Below are 18,264 nucleotides of genomic sequence, written 5' to 3'. Positions count from 1 at the left end.
CTTCTCAATAAAGATGCGTCACAGAAGTTCTTTCTGAAAAATTACTCATTCTTTTTTTTCTGAAAACGATCATATGTTTGCTCTAACCACTCAATAAAACCTTTCCCAAAAACAAGTTCAATCTGATTTTGCTCCTTGATTTTAACCTCATCCCATCCCTCAACACCATACAAGGCATAGAGGGTAAAAAAAGGAGCAGCATTAAATCGACTCTTGAGGATATTCTCTACAATCGCTATCTCTTTTTCTTTAAAAGAAAAAGGAGCACGATACAAAACTACCATTGTTTCTTGAACCTGTAAAACACTGAGATGTCCCTCATGATACATCCCTCGTATCTCCTTATAAGGAAAACCATGCTCCAAAAATAACTCAAACTGGTGCTGATCTCTACCAAAATATATCTCCATGCCTTTATGGGTAAGAATGTCGGCATAACGATTAACCAACTCGCGAAGCTGGGGATGAGAAGGGTTGTCCTGAAATCCTTTTTTCCATGTTTGGATGGCGGTATAATATTCCTTATTTTTAAAATATCCATTACCAATATGAAAATACAGATCGGCCCTTGTGGGGGGAGATACTTCTTTTTCAAAATCCTGAACAAGATGAATAGCCTCTTCCACTCTCTCTGTGAGAACCAGAAGTCCAACAAGTTCCTTTAAAGCATCCTCATAATATTGATCCACCTCTAGTAATTGCCTGAGATACTTTTCACTTTTTTGATAGTTTTGAAGCTTCTTTGCAAGAAGAGCACTCCGATACATGGATTTTGTAGTAAGCACTTCATCAGTTGTTGCATGGTTTTCAACAATCTGCTCATAATTTTGAAAAGCCTCCTCAAACTTACCAAGTTTCTCACAGGTTTCGGCAAGAAGATAAAAAGCCCGAACATTGTCTGGTTTAAGAGTGACATACGTAGAAAGATGTTCCCATGCCTTACTATATAAACCCAATTGAAAACAACACTCTCCTGCCGAGAAGAGTGCCTTGCTATTGCGAGGATCCTTTTCCAGAACAAGAGCATAATACCCTATCGCTTCTTTATACTGCTGACGGCGCTTATACAAATCCGCAATCCTTAGATAGAACTGAGATCGTAGATGAGCATCCGTTTCTACTGAAACAAGAAGTGCTGCCTTTTCATAATAAAAAATTGCCTTAGCATAGTTTTTCTGTCCTTCATAGGCCTGCCCCAGATAATATTTCAGGATAAAATCCTCAGGATAACTATCTACATAACGAAGAGCGATTTTTTCGGCTTTCATATAATCACCTTTTTCCAGTGCTTTTTCAATAGTCTTGTTGTAATTCTTGAGCTTTCCAAAAGCAGAGATCACTGTAAAAATAAGGAGTGCCCCCACGGTAACCACTGCCCCAGCGATAAGCCATGCCAGGATTTCCATAGTTACCTCCCTTCATTGCCAAAACAGGTACCAAGCGACCTTGCCTCTTCAATCATAGGATGATCAGGTTCCACAAGTTTCAGTTTACCGCTTACCTCTTCCAGTTTCACAGAATCTATCTCTCCATTTCGCACACAGACCATCCTGTTCCACTTCCGTTTCATAATGAGTTCTACAGCATAACTACCAAGCCTTGTGGCCAGCACACGATCATACGCCGTTGGCGTTCCTCCACGCTGCACATAGCCCAGAATTGTTTCACGACTTTCAAGCCCCGTAAGCTTCTGAACAGAATCGGCAATATAGTGTGCAGGAGAGTAGTACTTCTCACGTAGAGGTTCAGGAATCGGTATACCCTCGGCCACAACAACAATAGAATAGGGTTTCTGTTTCCGATAACGATCCTCTAGATAGGCCGCTATGGTCTCAATCGTGTATGGAATCTCCGGGATAAGGATCACATCACCTCCCGAAGCCATCCCGGAATACAAAGCAAGCCAACCCGCATGGTGCCCCATAACCTCAACCACCATAATCCTCCGGTGAGAGTTTGCTGTTGTATGGAGACGATCGATGGCCTCCGTGGCAATACTTACTGCCGAATCAAAACCAAAGGTTATATCCGTCCCCCATATATCGTTATCTATGGTTTTTGGTAGTCCTATAACCTTGAGTCCCATCTTGGCAAGTTTATGGGCTGTTTTTTGAGTACCGTTACCACCTATACATATAAGACACTCAAGACCAAGGGTTTCGTAGGTTCGCTGAATCGCCTCGGGTTTTGATTCAACTTTCTCTGAATCATTTTGATAGTTTTTGAAGGGTTTTTCTCGAGATGTCCCCAGAATAGTACCACCAAGGGTAAGAATACCAGAAAGTTTTGCCTCATCAAGGATAATATACTCTCCTGAAATAAGTCCAGCAAATCCAGACAAAAATCCAACTACCTCAAAATCATAACGAAGAATCGCTGTTTTCCCTAAACTTCGTATAGCCGCGTTCAGCCCGGGACAATCTCCACCGGATGTCAGGATACCAATCCGTTTTTTCCCCATAAACTGACCCCTTTTGTTTTTTTCATTGTAACGAAGAAAAGAGAAAAAAAGCAATTTTTTACTTAATCACTCATCGCTTCATACGTTAACTTAAAAAGAAGCGTATCCCCTTCGATGTTCGGACTTTCAATAACCAGAGCCCCTTTCACATTGTAGTCTATAAGTGCCCGACAAAATTCCCGGTATTTTGCATCAGATAACCGAAAAATAAGGTGTTTTTGCTCTCCTTTAGCGCCATACTGGATTCCCGAATAGTGAATATGCATGTCCTGGAGAGCATCATCACCGAGTTTCTCTTTTACTTTTTCGAAAACTTTAGCAAATTCTTCGTAAGTGTTAAAACGCCCAGTCCGGGCATGTAGGTGCGCAAAATCAATGCAGGGCTTGATGGGAGGTCCAACCTCGGCACAGATATCGAGAATCTCATCAAGATTCCCAAACTGGGTAGGTTTTCCCATAAGTTCCGGTCGTATATCTACCTTGAGTGCCTCTTTCTGAGCGATATCCGCAATATGCTTAAGATGCTCCTTCACCACACCATAGACCTTGGACGGTGATTGCTGAAGGTAAAATGCCGCATGGAACACCACTGAAAATCCACCCGCTGCATCCAATGCCCGGGCAGTATCGAGAATATACTGATAACTTTTGTCCACCTTGGGCTTTTCAGGAGAAAAGAGATTGATATAATACGGTGCGTGAGCCGTAAGCACCAATCCAAGTTCTTTGGCTTTTGTCCCCAGTTGCTGCATGGTAGAATAATCCACCCTTACCCCTTGCACATACTCCAACTCTATACCATCGAGTCCAAGAGCGGCAACCCTCTCAAGAGCGTGCAAGGAAGACTTTGGTTTTTTCGTAGAATAAGGAACCCCCGGTGTCAAAATGGCGAGCTTTTTCATCATAGCATGACCGCCGTACGGTTTTCAATGAGCTGGATGATAAAATCCTTTGACGGATAGAAGGTATCACTCGCATTTACAATCTCTGCAAGTGAAAAAAACCTGACTTCCTGGATACTCTCATCCTCTGCTATGACGCCGGGATTGGCAAGATACTCTTCAACCACTGACACATCAAAACCTATATGAACCACATGCCTTTCGGGAGAAAGAAACTCATCTACAAACACAAGCTCTCTTACCTCGGCATCCTCAAACCCAAGTTCTTCACGAAGCTCACGACGAAGAGCTCCATCCAGAGTTTCCCCGAACTGAAGATGTCCCCCTGGAAGAACCCAGTAGGATTTTTTCTGCTTCTCATGACGGGCAAGGAGAATTTCCCCCTGTTCATTAAAAATAACCGCATCAAGTCGAATCTCAATCAGCTCCATAGCCATACTCCTTGCTCTTATCATAAGGCAGAAGGTTTGAAAATGCAATTTTTGCTTTTCCGAAAAACTTTTTTTCATCACATAAGAAATATGTTATATGAAAAAAGGCCTGCCCATACGGACAGGCCTGAGTTCCCCATGGTTATCTGAGGAGTTGAAGCACCATTTGGGGCTTCTGATTTGCTTGAGCAAGCATCGCGTTGGCAGCCTGGGTGAGAATCTGGTTCTTGACAAACAGAGCCATTTGCTCTGCCATATCAGTATCACGGATTCTCGATTCAGCAGCCTGGAGGTTCTCAAAACCAACCATCAGACCAGCTGAAGTTTTCTCGAGTCTGTTTTGATAAGCACCAAGATCGGCACGCTGCTTGTTCACCTTCAGGAGAGCCACATCGATCATACCAATAGCCATGTTTGCCTTGTCTGGCGTACTGAGACTAATAAACGAGGCAGAAGCCGCATTACCAACAGGCGATTTGAGGCCAAGTCCCTGTGAATTCATCGTACCAATATAGGCCCGTATACGCTGGTCCATATTTGCTCCCACATGGAACCACATTGAAGCCACCACCGTATTCTCCCCAGTGAAACGAGCAAAACGACCGGTGAGCAAATTAAGCCCATTAAACTGCGCATGAGAAGCGATACGGTCGATTTCAGCGATCATCTGGGAGACCTCCACCTGGATCATCATACGATCCTGGGCATCATAGATACCGTTTGCTGCCTGAACAGCAAGTTCGCGGAGACGCTGAAGAATAGCGGCTGTCTCTTCAAGATAACCTTCAGCTGTCTGGATCATTGAGATAGCATCGAGTGTGTTCTGGTTTGCCCGGCGCAGACCGCGGATCTGAGAACGCATCTTCTCAGACACAGCAAGCCCAGAAGCATCATCCCCTGCCCGGTTAATCTTCATACCGGACGAGAGCTTCTCAATATCCTTGTCAGCCTCCAGGTTATTGAGAGTGAGCTGACGGTGAGAAAAAATGGAACTGATGTTGTGGTTGATGATCATACCATCCTCCTTGATATGTTCTGAAGACATCCGTGTCTTCACTGATATGTTTCGACAGAAAACCGCAAGAGTTTAGTTTCCAAACATGTATTTTACAAACTTTTTTAAGAGATTTTCCGTACTCGAAAAAAGGTTCAAAAAGAAAAAACCGCCCGGAAAACCGGGCGGTTAAAACTACCGAGCGTAAATCTTTGTAAGATGAGCGAGTCTTTTGGCTATGGCTGGCTTCATTTGAGAAGTTTTAAGACGCCACTGCCAATTTCCATAGGCCACACCAGGAAAATTCATCCTCGTCTCAGAACCAAGACCCAAAAGATCCTGCATGGAAACAATAGCAATCCTTGCCACTGATGCCCAGGCCGTCTGAATGAAATCCCACCAGATTTCTTTTCCATTGCTCTTGAGATATTCGAGAGCATACTGTTGATCAGAAGGTTTTGCTTTCTCAAACCACCCGCGGCAGGTATCATTATCGTGAGTTCCCGTATAAATAACAGAATTCGGCACCATCTGATGAGGCAAATGATCATTTTCCTCATTCGAATCAAAGGCAAACTGTAACACCTTCATCCCCGGGAACTGGAAATGATCCCTCAGCTCTACGACATCGGGCGTAATCACACCCAAATCCTCTGCGATAATAGGAAGCTTGCCCAGCGCATGTTCAATAGCTTTAAAAAGCTCCATGCCAGGTGCTTTTTCCCAGCGACCATTCACTGCTGTCTTCTCCCCATAAGGGATAGCCCAATACCCTGCAAATCCACGGAAATGATCAATACGAATGATATCCACCATTTCCATCATTGATTCAATACGACGTATCCACCATGAAAACCCTGTTTTTTGATGCTCTTCCCAGTTATACAGAGGATTCCCCCAGAGTTGCCCTGTTGCACTGAAATAATCAGGTGGAACCCCTGCCACCTTGAGCGGCTTTAAATCAGGATCAAAATAAAAAAGCTCAGGATGTGCCCAAACATCCGCACTATCCATCGCCACAAAAATAGGAATATCCCCAATAATCTTCACTCCATTCTTATTGGCATAGGCACGAAGATCATACCACTGTTGAAAGAAAAGATACTGACGAAACTTCTGAAACTCAATCTTGTCAGCAAGCTTGAGACGATACGCCTTGATGGTGTTCTCCATCCGGAAGCGAACCTCTTTCTCCCACTCAAGCCACGACTTTCCTCCGAATTCTTCTTTGAGAGCCATAAAAAGAGCAAAATCATCAAGCCACGATTTGTGTGCCTCACAAAAACGATCAAACTTCTCACGAAGAAGGGGTTGTTTTTCCGCCTTCACCAAAAAATTCTCATACGCCTTACGCAAAAGTGGAAACTTAAAATAAATGACTGCTCCATAATCCACTTTGTCCTCAGGAAAATCAGGGACATTCTCCAGGTCTTTTTTTGAGAGCAGTCCATCCTCAACCAAAAGTTCAAGGTCAATCAAAAGTGGATTACCGGCAAATGCAGAAAAACACTGATACGGAGAATCCCCATAGCCAGTTGGCCCGAGAGGAAAAACTTGCCAGAGTTTTTGACGAGCGCTCACCAAAAAATCAACAAACCGATACGCTTCTCGTCCCATCGTCCCTATCCCATAACGACCAGGCAACGATGTGATATGACAGAGCACACCACTACTTCTCGGAAAATGCATAGATGTATCCTCCTCCAAAATCTATCGCTTCACTGAAGGTTTTCGACGACGACTGGCTGTTCCAGCCCTCGGTTTCATCTGAATAACGATCTGGCCTTCTATAAAATCAATATGTACCTCCAGGGGTAGAGATGCGCTCACACTTCCCTGTTGCAACAAAAGCTGCTCCGCCAGTGGCTCCTCAATCAGGTTAGAAATAGCCCTCGCAAGCGAACGAGCACCATACTTTGGGTCATAGCCTGTTTTCACAATATGCTCTACCACTGCTGGCGTCACCGAAATGGTTATATTATTCAGCAAAAGCTCATGTTCCAGCTGGCGCAAAAACTTGTGCACAATAAGATCCAGAACCTTATCATCCAGAGAACGGAAAATCACAATATCATCAATGCGATTAAGAAACTCCGGCTTAAAAAAGTGCTTTACCTCACTCATGACTTTATCTTTTAACGATTGATGACGCCCTGATTGGTTAGCAAACCCCATCGACTCCTGGTTGGTATAAAACTGTGTTCCAAGATTCGAGGTAATAATAATGACCGTATTTCTAAAGTTAATAACATTTCCCAAACTGTCAGTAATCTGTCCCTCATCCAGAATCTGAAGAAGAACATTGTAGACATCGGGATGCGCCTTCTCAATCTCATCAAACAACACAATCGAATACGGTTTACGCCTTACCTGTTCAGTCAAAGCCCCTCCCTGTTCATAACCAATGTACCCCGGAGGTGCCCCAAGCATCCTGGAAACATTAAACTTTTCACCGTATTCACTCATGTCAATACGGATAAGCTCATTCTCCGATCCAAACAAAAACTCTGCCAAAGCTTTTGCCAGGGCTGTTTTCCCCACCCCTGTCGGACCCAAAAAGAGAAAACTCCCTATAGGACGTCTCGGATTCCGGATACCCGCAATATTCTTTTTGATGGTTTTGGAGATACGATCAATTGCTTCTTCCTGACCAAGAATAGTCTCTTTTAACGTTTCCTCCATGGTGAGAAAACGTCGTTTGTCCTTGTCATTATCGAGACGATGGATTGGAATATTGGCAATCGAAGAAACAATATATTCGATCTCTTTTTGATCTATCACCACTGTCCGTTCCGTTTGCCTTGAGATCCACTCGAATTTTCGTTGTTCATAAGTTGCCTTGAGTTTCTGGAGAGCATCTCTTGTGGCGGCAGCTTTTTCATAGATTTGCTGACGGACATACTGTGCCTTCTCCTGCTCAAGCTCTGCTATTTGCTTTTCCATTTGTATCAGTTCTTCAGGTTTCTCTGTAAGATTACTCCCCCAATACGCGCCAGCCTCATCAAGAAGATCGATGGCCTTGTCAGGGAGATGTCTCTCTGTAAGATAGCGATTGGCAAGATACGCCGCCATTTCAATGGCTCTATCCGTATATTTTACACGATGAAATACTTCATACCTTGGCTTGAGATGCTGAAGGATTTCGATGGTTTCCTCAACAGTCGGTTCTGATACCACCAGTGTCTGAAATCGCCGCGCAAAAGCTTTGTCCTTCTCTATATGTTTTCGGTACTCATCAAAAGTAGTAGCACCAATACAGCGAAGTGTTCCTCTCGCAAGTGCAGGCTTAAGCATATTCGAAGCATCGAGTGCACCCTCGGCATTTCCTGCTCCGAGAATCGTGTGAATTTCATCAATAAAGAGGATCACGTTATCTGATTCCTCGACCTCTTTAATGATATTTTTCATCCTTTCCTCAAATTCTCCTCGATACTTTGTCCCTGCAACAATGAGCCCAAGATCAAGGAGAAGTATTCGCTTTCCCAGAAGCTTTTGAGGAACCTCACGACGGACAATAAGTTGCGCTACACGCTCAACAATAGCTGTCTTTCCTACTCCAGGCTCTCCCAATAAAAGAGGGTTATTTTTCTGGCGACGGTTCAAAACCTGAATCAAGCGTTCTATCTCTTTTTCCCGCCCGATCACCGGGTCCAAAAGCCCCTGTTCCGCCATCGTATTGAGATTACGGGTAAATTTATCCAGGAAGGGAGTCTTACTTCGTCTTTTACTATTCGAAGTTATCTCACCGTATCCCACAACATTTACCACTGCCTGCCGTACCGCATCGATATCTATACCACGATTGGCAAAAATCACAGGGATAATCGCTTCAGGATTATCACTCTCATAAAAAAGCCCAATCAAAAGGTGCTCTGTACCCACCACCGGATGACTAAGACTTCTCGCCTCTTCCTTACTCCATGCCAGAACATTCCGTAAACGCTGGGAAAAATGAAGCCCTCCAAGAGTAAGCACATTCGTACTCTTGCTCTTAAGAATTGTAGAAACCTCTCGAATAAGATCTTCTCTATCCAATCCCAACTCTTCTATCACCTTGACAGACTCAGCATCACTATCCCTCATAAGCGCCAAAAAAAGATGCTCCGGCAAAAGCTGGTCGCTAAAAAAACGACGCGCCTCCTGCTGGGTATACATGGAAATCACACGCTGAGCCCGTGAAGAAAAATCCGAGAAATCATTCATACCATAGCTCCTGAGTTTCTTCTTGGTATTGGTCTGAGAGAAATCCGTCGAATAAGCCTATTGAGTTCCTGCCAGCGCAGATGCTTTCCTTCTTCCTGCTCGAGTTGATAATCATACAAGATCAATCATCCGAGTAGGTAAAGATCAAGCGACGCAAGGATTCTCTCTCTGAAAAGACCAAAATATTCTGTTGAATCAAGACATCCAGAAGACATAAATAATATACCATTTCCTCATACGAAAGCATTTCCATCTCGTGAACCTCTTTCAGCTCAAGATAACAAATCTTTCGTTCCTCTTCTTCAGATAATGTTTCATGACGAGCTTCTTGTTCTAACTTCCACACATGCTGAAGAAATCTCTGAAATTCATGTTGCATATCCTGTTCTGAACTTCCAAGAGAATAGTAATTAAAAATATAAAATAAAGGCGCAAAAGAATCATCCCGTATATGATTCACTACCATATAACTCATATGGTTGGCATATTCTATCAAATCGGCTATCTTTTTTTGACTTACCAATCCCCAGAGATTAACCATAGCCGAAAGACGAAGTCCTGTGCCCACATTGAGAAGAGAACTGGTCAAATACCCTTTTTCCTCATCAAAAGCAAAATCCACGTACTTCTCTATCTGCCGGAGCACAAGAATCAACCTCTCAAGCATCCCTGGAATACGGTAGCCCATCTCACACGACTGCAATCGCAGATGATCATCCTCGAGAAGCATCATCGTCCAGGAACCATCTTTTGCAAATCCAAAGGTTCGTCCCTGCTTGATAAAATTTTGTGAAATAACCCTTCTCGCATACCAGCGCAGCAGCTCTTCCGACTCAAAATCCTCTGTATGGAAAAAGAGAGCTTCAGGAAACAGTTCCCTTAACAAAGTTCCCAGTTTATCATCCAGCTCAAAGGCTTCCCTCTCAGACATACGCCATGGAAACGTACGTCCTTCAACATTTCGTGCAAATCTTACCCTTGAGCTCCATACCATATGATCAAGTGAATGATTATGTTCAGTCAAGGTTACTGGAAGAGTAATATATGTCATAGACTATCCCACTGAGTTTTGCCCTGAATACGCTTCAAGCGTTTCTGGACCCTTGCCGCCTCTTCATAGGCTTCTCGAGAAAGAAGATGCTTCAACCTTCGCTGGAGATAAGCTATTTCCTTCTGAACGAGAATAAAATACATATGCTTTGGGGGAATCATCCCTCGATGAACTGTGCCACGCTCAATATCAACCAGCATCTCATGAATAGCCGTCTTAAACGTATCATAACACCAAGGACAACCCAGATACCCCGTTTCTTTGAATTCTTCATAGGTAAGACCACAGGAACACTGAAGCTGCGAGGCATGACTCCTCTGAGTTTCAATCATATGAATCTGCGAGGCAATCTCCCCCAACAGAGAGCGTACCTCAAAAATCATCTGGAACATCTCTTTCCCTCCTTTTTCAAGAAGAGCAGAGACATCCTTTTGACCCTCAGGATGATTCTCCAAAAGCTTCATAGCACACGAGGTACAGAGAGAAAGTGTTTTGGGTTTATTGTCACGGTAAACCTGAACCTCGATGAGGCTCTCCTGACGACCACACAGTTCGCATCGTTTTTTTTGCATAATCACCTCTCCTCCCTAATTATCGTAAGGGAGGGACTAAAATCTAAAATACTTCTACTATAATTTTAGCATATTTATGCAAGATCGTCAAATACTTTTTCCCATCTGTAAAAGATAATCTCACCACATCCAGGGATCTAAGAAAGTGTGGTTTCTTTTTCTTTCTTAGAAGTTTTTTCTTCGTAAAAGAGAGCTATGATATCCTCTATTTCTTTTCGGACTTTTTTGCGGGTTTTCATCATTTTCTCAATCTTGTCCGCGGATCGCATTACCGTTGTATGGGCTTTCCCTCCAAAAAGACTTCCTATCTCCGTCAAAGAGAGATTAGTATGTTCCTTGGCCAAGTACATGGCTATATGCCGTGCATAGGTAATATTCTCCAGGCGCCTTTCAGATTTAAGATCATTCACATTGATGTTGAAATAACGAGCCACAGCACGCTGAATGTCGGTTACCGTCAGATTTTTCGGTACTTCCATCTGAATCTTATCTCTCAAAACCTCCTTGGCGAGATCAAGAGAGATCTCTTTCTTTCGGAGATCGGCGTAAGCAATCAGCTTGGTAAGAGCCCCCTCGAGGTTACGGATATCACTGTCAATATGCTCTGCTATATAACGTATAACCTCTGTCGAAATATCAAGACTTTCCTCTTCTACGCGGCGTGTTAAGATGGCCATACGTGTTTCCATATCCGGATTTTCAATCTTGATGGTTAAGCCAGAGTTAAAGCGGGTAAGCAAACGATCACTTATATTCTTGAGAAGATGAGGGGGACGATCGCAGGCAAAAACAACCTGCTTCTTTTCATGAAGAAGCGTATTAAACGTATGAAAAAACTCCTCAAGGGTACTTTCTTTCCCCTGGAAAAACTGAACATCATCAATAATTAAAACATCAAGTGTTCTATAACGAGAACGAAAATGTTCGGTATTCTTTTTAGAGATTGATTCGATAAATTCATTGGCAAAAACCTCACTCGTGACGTATCGTACCTTCTTTTCTGGAGAATTTTTCAGGATATAGTGGGCTATGGCCTGAATAAGATGGGTTTTCCCAACCGCAACATTCCCATAAATAAAAAGAGGATTGTAATTCGTTCCCGGACATTGCGCCACCTGCATGGCCGCTGCATGAGCAAAATCATTATTTGAACCCACCACAAACCTTTCAAACGTATATTTTGGATTGAGATAGGGCTGGGTCACACCAGCTTCGGAAACACTCGAACGCTCTGACACTTTTTTATAAACAACCTGATGAGGGGCAATCTCAACCTGAAAAACATAGGGCTTTTGGGTAAGACGAAACGCTATCGACTCAGCAAGTTGACGATAATTTGCCTCAAACCAGCCTGATGTAAGAGGATCAGGTGCAATCAAAACAATAATTTTATCATTCTGGACTTCTTTGAAGCGAATCTTCTCAAGGATCGCTCGGTTAAGTTCACTGTCGAACGTCTGAGAAAGTTCCCTGGCAATCTCATTCCACAAGTCCATACGTATCCTCCTTAAAATTTTCAAATGCCCCTATCCAGTTCATAGCAGCATTATTATATATACTCTTCTATCACATTTCAACTCTAAAAAAAGTCTATGTATACCTTACAGATAGCATAGAGGTTTTCCTGCACAAACAGAAAGAAAAACCTATCATTGTAACTCCTTTTAAAACAAACAATTAAGAAAAACATCTAACTTATTGAAAATTCAAAAAGTTATCAATTCCCCCTTTCTTTCTATGGTTTGAAAGATTTGAGCTAATCTCTTATAATAACAAGAGCTCGAAACTTTAAACCTGACAAGGAGGAGTTTTGCACATCAATGCACAACCTGTGCACTGATATCATCGGCAAAACAAAAAAAAATCTTATGACAGAGAAAAAATTTTTTTCCCTGGCACTTGAGCTTGCCCGTCGTGTCAAAGGACAAACTTCCCCTAACCCTGCTGTGGGGTGCATCATTGTAAAGGGAAATAGAATCATCGGTCAAGGTGCCACCCATCCAGCAGGGGGAATGCATGCAGAAATCGCCGCCCTCGCAGAAGCAGGAGAAAAAGCAAAGGGATCAACCGTTTATGTTACTCTCGAACCCTGTGTGTGGTACGAAGGAAAACGTACCCCCTCCTGTGCAGAAGCTCTCATCAAAGCAAAAGTCAAAAAAGTCCTGATAGGGAGTATTGATCCCAACCCTCACGTGAGAGGAAAAGGGATTCAGCAGCTTCGAGATGCAGGCATTGAAGTGATCATGATGAACGATCTCCATCGGGAGATCCTCGATCTGAATCAAGACTTCTCAAAATACGTTCAAACAGGAATCCCGTACGTGATTGCAAAATATGCCATGACGCTCGATGGTCAAATCGCTACTGGTTCAGGTGATTCTCAGTGGATCACGTCAGAAGCTGCACGAACTCGCGCCCATCTTCTCCGTTCTCAAGTAGATGCCATCATGGTTGGCATAGGGACCGTCCTGTCTGATAACCCACGTCTTACCGCACGCCTTGTCAACACGGTAAGACAACCCCTCCGTATTATTATCGATCCTCGAGGTGAGACACCCGCCGAGGCATTTGTACGAAATGATGGACTTCCTACACTCTTTATCACCCTGCCAGGGTTTGGTAGCCATCTCCAAAGCCCCACCAGCGAGGTATGGGAGATGGGAGACGCCCATGGTATTTCAATGACAGAGGTTTTTTCCAAACTAGGACAGGAGAAAAAAATCTCTTCTATTCTTGTCGAAGGTGGAGGAAGGCTTCTCCACCGTTGTCTCAAAGAAAATACTCTTGATAAACTCTTCGTCTTTATCGGAGGTAAACTCGTTGGGGGAAGGGGAATTCCCCCTTTCAATAGTGAGGGAGCCAATAAGCTCGCTGAGGCACCTCCGGTACTGCGTTTCTACGCTGAAAATCTTGAACATGATGTTTTGATCCATGCCTACCTCAAGCTGTGGGATGTCTAACCATGCCATACTGGTCTTTTTTTCACCGTGCCCAGGAAGCCCTCAACAACGCACAATGGCAAAAGGCAGAGAAGTGGCTCACAAAAGCCCATAAACAGGAAAAACACCCCCTTGCTCAGGAATACCTCCTCTATGTGTGGCTCATGCAAAACAAATGGCAACCCATCAAGAGCTTTTTCCAGAATCAAGACACCCCTCTAGAATCTATCGGTCTCTACGTAAAATACTGGTATCTCTGGTATCAAGAAACATGGCTTTCCCTTGAACCGTGTCTCTATCAGATGATCGCCTGCGACAACATCTTTGTGCGACTTTTTGCTCTCTTTCGACTCCATCGCTACCATAAGAAACCCATTGACGAATTTTTAAACCAAAAAAACTTCCTTGAGGGAATTGCTACCACCAGAGAAGAAGAAAAAAGAGCTTCTCGTTATAGACAAACACTTAACGATCCTTTGTTCACATTTACCCCCGATGCAAAATACAAAGAAGACTTTCTGGACGTTCTTCTCTTGAGAGAAGGTTCTGAAATCTGGGATTTTTTTAAACATCTTCCCCAAAAAATCCTCGCACCACTTACTCATGATCCACGCATCCTCTGGGAACTTGCCCGACTTGCTTTTGAACACAAAGACTATGCCCAATGTGAAAAATGGCTTAAGAAGTTAGAATCTCTGGGATTCTCCGGCAGTCTCATCTGGTACCATCTCGGACACGTATCCGCTGCCCAAAAAAAATGGTTCCAGGCCGGCCTCTGGTACGAAAAGGCCATCGAGAAAGGACTAGATACCCCTACGGTCTGGAAAAATCTTGCCATCCTCTCTCTCGAGCAAGGATACCTCAAAGAAGCCTCTACCTATCTCAAAGAAAGTCTCCGTCTCAAACGCGACCCGGAGATCATCTATGCTCTGGCTATCGTTAACCTCAAACGACGAAAGTATATTCAAGCCTACGAGCTTCTCAGACGATGCCTCGCGTATGAGGAAGTGCGAGAGATGGCCCAATCCCAGATTGATGCTCTCAAGCGTTTCCTCAGAGAAAAAGCCTCCTGAAAAATCTCTCTCCACCACAAAAAAGTTCCGGAAAATAAAAAAACACTTGATTATTTTCTCTTTCCCATGTAAAATAAGAGCAGGAGGAAAACTATGAAAAGAACACTTCAAACATCCCTCTACTACAATCTGCTTTTCACCGTCTTTAATGTATGGGAAAAATACGCCAAGGAACAGATACGTATTTACGAAGAGAAAACCCTCCAGGATACCATTCATCCCAACCTTCACAAAGAGAACCTCGCCATTCTTAAAAACATCGCGGATATGATTCACATCACCAAAAAGTTTCTTCTCTCCCTTGAACCCATGGTGATTGAAGGATCTTTTTTCTCCGTTGACGAGATGAAAGACACCATCCTCAAAGAGATCAAAAAACTCTTCGAAGATTATGCCCTTCCCGAAATGATGTTTCCCCTCGCTGAGAAAAAGATTTCTCAAATCCACACATTTTATCATCAGTTTATTGATGAAATCACCATCCTTCCCCCTGACGAAAACAAGTAATGTCAATCAAGGAGGTCCCTATGAAAAAATCTTTTTTTTTGGTGTGGTTATATTGTATGACCTCTTCTATGATAGCTCTGCCCTCGCTTGAGGAGTACTACAACACCACAAAAATCCCGGTTTTTCCCCCGGAAAAGGCTCAGTTTGTTTACGGCGACAATATTGCCGGCTACTACGAAAACGCTACCCACAGTTACCGTCAGGGACAGGGATATCTTTTCAAGAGTCGCAATCTTTTTGGCGATTTCACTGCCATCCGCAAGGACACCATCCTCAACAAGACAAAAGAAGCCAAAGGTTCTGAGATTCTCATCTATGGGATCCGCACCCTGTATACTGATGAAACGATCGAAGAGCTTTCCCTCTTTTCGGGGAAACTGGGACTTGGAATTCTCGTCTCAAACACAACGGCAGATACCCTGGGAGCTCTTCTTTTGTTGAATGAACTCTCCAATACGCAGATAATAAGTGAAAAAAACGTTCTCCTCATCACAAGGGCAGAAAAGGCTACGGATATCCCCGCATTTATCGCGATCTCCGCAGATACTCCCTACACATGGGAACGCTTCACACCCACCGAAGGCTGGCTCAAACAAAAAGCCTCCATGCTCACCCTCAAGATCCAGTCCTTCAAACCCACCACTGCCATCCGTATCTATGTGGCTTTCGGCTTCACAAAAGACGAGGCCATCCAGAAGGCTACTCAATGGGCTTCACAGAACTTCTATGAGAAAAACAAACAAGAGGTCTATACAAGACATACCAAGAGCTTCATCTGGACAGATGATAAACTTTTTAACCAGGCTCTGGCGTGGTCTATAGCAGGAAGTTACGTTTTTCTCGTGGAAGAATTTGGCAAGGGAATATGGGCTGGGCTTCCCTGGTTTCGTGACAACTGGGGACGGGATACCTTTATTGCTCTCCCGGGAACACTGCTTGTCAGTGGTCATTTTGACGATGCAAGGGGAGTTATCACCAATTTCTCCACCTATCAAAATCGTGGTATTCCTTACATCGAGGTTACAAACCCAGGTACAAAAGCCAAGGATATCAAGACCCGCCTCACTGAGTTGTTTGGCAAAGAGGCCGTTATCCGAAATGACAAGGTCTCCCTCTCCCTGGACAACCCATGGCTTGACAATCCTGCCCGAGTTGAGAAAAATCTCTCCCTTCTCCGTGAGGCTTTCCCGGATGCAACTATCTCGTATACCATCATCACCAACAAGGAATTCGGACGTGTTCCAAACCGTGTGGCAGCAGGAGGAAGCATCATCTACAATACTACCGACGGCACCCCCTGGCTCATTCGCGAGGTTTACGAATACCTTTCTTACACAGGGGATACCAATTTCGTAAACGCTATTTATCCCACCATTGTCATTGCCCTCAATGGGGCCATTCAAAACTACGTGGATAAAGATGGTTTTCTCACCCATGGGGATCAGGATACCTGGATGGATGCCTCCCGTGGCCCAGGCAAAGAATGGTCTCCCCGTGGCAACCGTGCCGTTGAAATCCAGGCCCTCTGGGCCAATGCCCTGCAGGTTGGGATTCAGCTTGCTGATCTCCAGAACGATACCGAAAACAAAAAGCGATGGCAAGCCATTTATGAGAATCTCAAAACCAATTTTACCCGTGTTTTCTGGAATGATTACCACAAAAACATTGCTGATCGCGTGCTTGCTGATGGGACGCAGGATATGCGTATCCGCCCCAATGCGCTCATGCTTCTCTCTATCCCTCAGTTTGAGCCTCTGCTCCCTCTCGATAAGGAATCCCTGGTAGTCAAAAAAACTATCTCCGAGCTTCTCTTCCCCTATGGGATTGCCTCGCTTTCTCCCAGGGATGTCTTCTTCCATCCCTATCATGATAACCAGCCTAACTACCACAAAGATGCCGCCTACCACAACGGCACCGTCTGGGGATGGAATGCTGGCTTTACCATCACCGCTCTCTTAAAACACGGATACACCGAACTTGCCTACCAGCTCACCACCAACCTTTCTCATCAGATCGTTTTCATGGGATGCCGTGGAAACATGAGCGAACTCATCGATGCCATTCCCGATAGTCAGGGCAACATCAAACTCTCCGGTACCTATGCCCAGGCATGGAGTATAGCCGAGTTTGCACGAAACGCCTTTCAGGACTATCTGGGGATACGGCCTCATCTTCTCATGCAGGAGATTCTTTTTGAACCACGCATTCCTACAAAGTGGAATGCCTTTACCAGTCGTATCGCCCTGGGAAAAGGCGAACTCTCTCTAAACGGGGTACGAAAATCCAACACCATTCTCTATACTATCACTCTTGAAGGTATTGCTTCGGTCTCGCTTGATTTTATCCATAACTACCAGGGCAAAAGAACCCTGTACCGGATACCCCTCAAAGCAAGGGAACCGATCACTCTGACGGTAACAGGAGAAAGTATTTCTCTCGGAGAAAACACGCTCTCACCCACAGCTGAACTCCAACCATCCATGCAGAGCCTCATCGGTGAACTCCGTTTTGCCGAACCCAAAATCTACCCTCAGGTGAAAGCCCACAAGCAAAAGGATTATCTCAAAACCATCATTGACAAAAAAGAATACAACAAATACCTTCCAAAAACAAAAGGAGGTCTTTTTGGGTGGTAAGATTGTCTCTTTCGGAGAGGCTATTAAACAGGTTATTTCTCACTATACACCGGCAGGGAATATCATCCTTGAGATCCGACAAGTATGGCAAGAATGCGTTGGCAAAACCTCAGCAAAGCATTCTCTGCCTGTGGGATATATGAACGAACAACTCTCTGTTTATGTTGATGACAGTCACTGGCTTGCCGAACTCAAACTCTATGAACAAGAGATTCTGGAAAAGCTTACAAGCCGTATTCCCCACCCCGTCAAGAGTATCTCCTGGAAACTCGTCGTAAGCCTGCCCAAAGAACCCAAAACCTCTCAAAAAAAATTAGAAAAACAAGAGTTTCAAGACAAAAAACTCTCACAAGAAACCCTTGCCATGATAGAAGAAAGTGTCGGTAAACTCGAAGACGAAGATCTCCGAAAGGCTATGCGAAATTTTCTGATCAAGATCTTCTTTGCCCAAGAGGCAACCAAAAATCAAGGTCAAAAGGAAAAATGGAGGTAAAC

At 44.0% G+C, this 18,264-nt stretch carries 15 protein-coding genes; 5 read left to right on the top strand and 10 right to left on the bottom strand.

What is annotated here, in order from left to right; genetic code table 11:
• Positions 1 to 41 precede the first annotated feature (41 nt).
• The 10 genes from KDW03_RS08150 to dnaA all read right to left on the bottom strand — a co-directional run bounded on the left by KDW03_RS08150 (position 42) and on the right by dnaA (position 12,110).
• Positions 42 to 1,406: a tetratricopeptide repeat protein gene (locus tag KDW03_RS08150; RefSeq protein WP_271434588.1), complete on the bottom strand. Its 1,365-nt coding sequence runs from the start codon at positions 1,404 to 1,406 to the stop codon at positions 42 to 44.
• A gap of 2 nt (positions 1,407 to 1,408) precedes the next feature.
• Complete coding sequence (locus KDW03_RS08145) at positions 1,409 to 2,461, bottom strand: 6-phosphofructokinase (RefSeq protein ID WP_271434587.1); 1,053 nt, start codon at positions 2,459 to 2,461, stop codon at positions 1,409 to 1,411.
• Positions 2,462 to 2,523: 62 nt separating this feature from the next.
• Positions 2,524 to 3,366, bottom strand: a complete 843-nt coding sequence (locus KDW03_RS08140; protein ID WP_271434586.1) for a TIM barrel protein — start codon at positions 3,364 to 3,366, stop codon at positions 2,524 to 2,526.
• Entirely contained in the window at positions 3,363 to 3,800 is a 438-nt protein-coding gene (locus KDW03_RS08135) for an NUDIX hydrolase (RefSeq protein WP_271434585.1), read from the bottom strand. Before KDW03_RS08135 ends, KDW03_RS08140 begins: the two co-directional genes overlap by 4 nt.
• 136 nt (positions 3,801 to 3,936) lie before the next feature.
• Positions 3,937 to 4,809, bottom strand: coding sequence for a flagellin N-terminal helical domain-containing protein (locus KDW03_RS08130; protein ID WP_271434584.1), 873 nt, complete (start codon positions 4,807 to 4,809; stop codon positions 3,937 to 3,939).
• A gap of 174 nt (positions 4,810 to 4,983) precedes the next feature.
• Positions 4,984 to 6,477, bottom strand: a complete 1,494-nt coding sequence (gene malQ / locus KDW03_RS08125; protein ID WP_271434583.1) for a 4-alpha-glucanotransferase — start codon at positions 6,475 to 6,477, stop codon at positions 4,984 to 4,986.
• A gap of 21 nt (positions 6,478 to 6,498) precedes the next feature.
• Positions 6,499 to 8,991, bottom strand: coding sequence for an ATP-dependent Clp protease ATP-binding subunit (locus tag KDW03_RS08120; RefSeq protein ID WP_271434582.1), 2,493 nt, complete (start codon positions 8,989 to 8,991; stop codon positions 6,499 to 6,501).
• A gap of 121 nt (positions 8,992 to 9,112) precedes the next feature.
• Positions 9,113 to 10,042 carry an ATP--guanido phosphotransferase gene (locus KDW03_RS08115; RefSeq protein ID WP_271434581.1) on the bottom strand — a complete coding sequence of 310 codons (930 nt, stop codon included), beginning with the start codon at positions 10,040 to 10,042 and terminating at the stop codon, positions 9,113 to 9,115.
• The gene (locus KDW03_RS08110; RefSeq protein WP_271434580.1) at positions 10,039 to 10,614 is read right to left on the bottom strand and encodes a hypothetical protein; all 576 of its coding nucleotides are present in this window, start codon (positions 10,612 to 10,614) and stop codon (positions 10,039 to 10,041) included. The genes KDW03_RS08115 and KDW03_RS08110 overlap by 4 nt, the downstream gene beginning before the upstream one ends.
• 137 nt (positions 10,615 to 10,751) lie before the next feature.
• Positions 10,752 to 12,110: a chromosomal replication initiator protein DnaA gene (gene dnaA / locus KDW03_RS08105; RefSeq protein ID WP_271434579.1), complete on the bottom strand. Its 1,359-nt coding sequence runs from the start codon at positions 12,108 to 12,110 to the stop codon at positions 10,752 to 10,754.
• 324 nt (positions 12,111 to 12,434) lie between these two features.
• Between dnaA and ribD the strand changes: the two genes are divergently transcribed.
• The 5 genes from ribD to KDW03_RS08080 all read left to right on the top strand — a co-directional run bounded on the left by ribD (position 12,435) and on the right by KDW03_RS08080 (position 18,262).
• Positions 12,435 to 13,574: a bifunctional diaminohydroxyphosphoribosylaminopyrimidine deaminase/5-amino-6-(5-phosphoribosylamino)uracil reductase RibD gene (gene ribD, locus KDW03_RS08100; RefSeq protein WP_271434578.1), complete on the top strand. Its 1,140-nt coding sequence runs from the start codon at positions 12,435 to 12,437 to the stop codon at positions 13,572 to 13,574.
• A 2-nt stretch (positions 13,575 to 13,576) separates the two neighbouring features.
• Positions 13,577 to 14,626: a tetratricopeptide repeat protein gene (locus KDW03_RS08095; protein ID WP_271434577.1), complete on the top strand. Its 1,050-nt coding sequence runs from the start codon at positions 13,577 to 13,579 to the stop codon at positions 14,624 to 14,626.
• A 93-nt stretch (positions 14,627 to 14,719) separates the two neighbouring features.
• Positions 14,720 to 15,133 carry a hypothetical protein gene (locus KDW03_RS08090; RefSeq protein ID WP_271434576.1) on the top strand — a complete coding sequence of 138 codons (414 nt, stop codon included), beginning with the start codon at positions 14,720 to 14,722 and terminating at the stop codon, positions 15,131 to 15,133.
• A gap of 20 nt (positions 15,134 to 15,153) precedes the next feature.
• Positions 15,154 to 17,769, top strand: a complete 2,616-nt coding sequence (locus KDW03_RS08085; RefSeq protein WP_271434575.1) for an amylo-alpha-1,6-glucosidase — start codon at positions 15,154 to 15,156, stop codon at positions 17,767 to 17,769.
• Positions 17,759 to 18,262: a DUF721 domain-containing protein gene (locus KDW03_RS08080; protein ID WP_271434574.1), complete on the top strand. Its 504-nt coding sequence runs from the start codon at positions 17,759 to 17,761 to the stop codon at positions 18,260 to 18,262. Before KDW03_RS08085 ends, KDW03_RS08080 begins: the two co-directional genes overlap by 11 nt.
• Positions 18,263 to 18,264: the final 2 nt, after the last annotated feature.

The sequence above is a fragment of the Thermospira aquatica genome, from assembly GCF_023525255.1.
Lineage (GTDB): Bacteria > Spirochaetota > Brevinematia > Brevinematales > Thermospiraceae > Thermospira > Thermospira aquatica.
The sequence above is the reverse complement of the archived record's forward strand: the minus strand, read 5'-3'. Positions and strand labels throughout refer to the sequence as shown.